Source organism: Sphaerospermopsis reniformis (assembly GCF_005402885.1).
Lineage (GTDB): Bacteria > Cyanobacteriota > Cyanobacteriia > Cyanobacteriales > Nostocaceae > Sphaerospermopsis > Sphaerospermopsis kisseleviana.
This window is the reverse complement of sequence record NZ_BJCE01000534.1, coordinates 1-685: the sequence shown is the minus strand read 5'-3', so window position 1 is coordinate 685 and position 685 is coordinate 1. Positions and strand designations below refer to the sequence as shown.

Below are 685 nucleotides of genomic sequence, written 5' to 3'. Positions count from 1 at the left end.
TACCACAAAACCCATGATAGACCACGATAGACTATTTAAAGAATTAATCCAAACATTCTTTTGGGAATTTATAGAACTGTTTCTACCAGAAATATTAGAATATGTAGAAAAAGACACCCTCACCTTTTTACCAGAAGAAATATTTACAGATGTCACCGCTGGAGACAAAAGAAAAATAGACCTATTAGCACAAGTCAAATGGCAAGGACAAGACAGTTATTTTTTAATACATCTAGAAAACCAAGGATATAATCAAAAAGAATTTGAACGGCGAATGTTTCATTACTTTTCCCGTTTAGATGCCAAATATTTACTTCCTATCTTCCCCATCGTTATATTTTCCTATGATGAACCAAAACGCCCAGAGAAAAACCAATATACCGTTAACTTCCCCAACCGCAAAATATTAGAATTTAACTATGTTGCCATTCAACTAAACAACCTCAACTGGCGCAACTTTTTAAACCAACCCAACCCCGTAGCAGCAGCATTAATGGCAAAAATGGACTTTGCACCAGAAGAAAGAGTGCGAGTCAAACTAGAATGCCTAAGAATGTTAGTAACACTCCAGTTAAACCCTGCTAAAATGGAACTAATTTCCGGTTTCATTGACACCTACCTCAGATTAAACACCACAGAAGAACAACAACTAGAAACAGAATTAAAACAAGCTAACTTAGTAGAA

1 protein-coding gene is annotated in these 685 nt (G+C 35.5%); it reads left to right on the top strand.

The genetic code is table 11. From position 1 onward, the window contains the following. Window positions 1-13: 13 nt before the first annotated feature. Window positions 14-685: Rpn family recombination-promoting nuclease/putative transposase (locus FFR48_RS28245; protein ID WP_137669612.1), on the top strand; the 672-nt coding region annotated here is incomplete at its 3' end.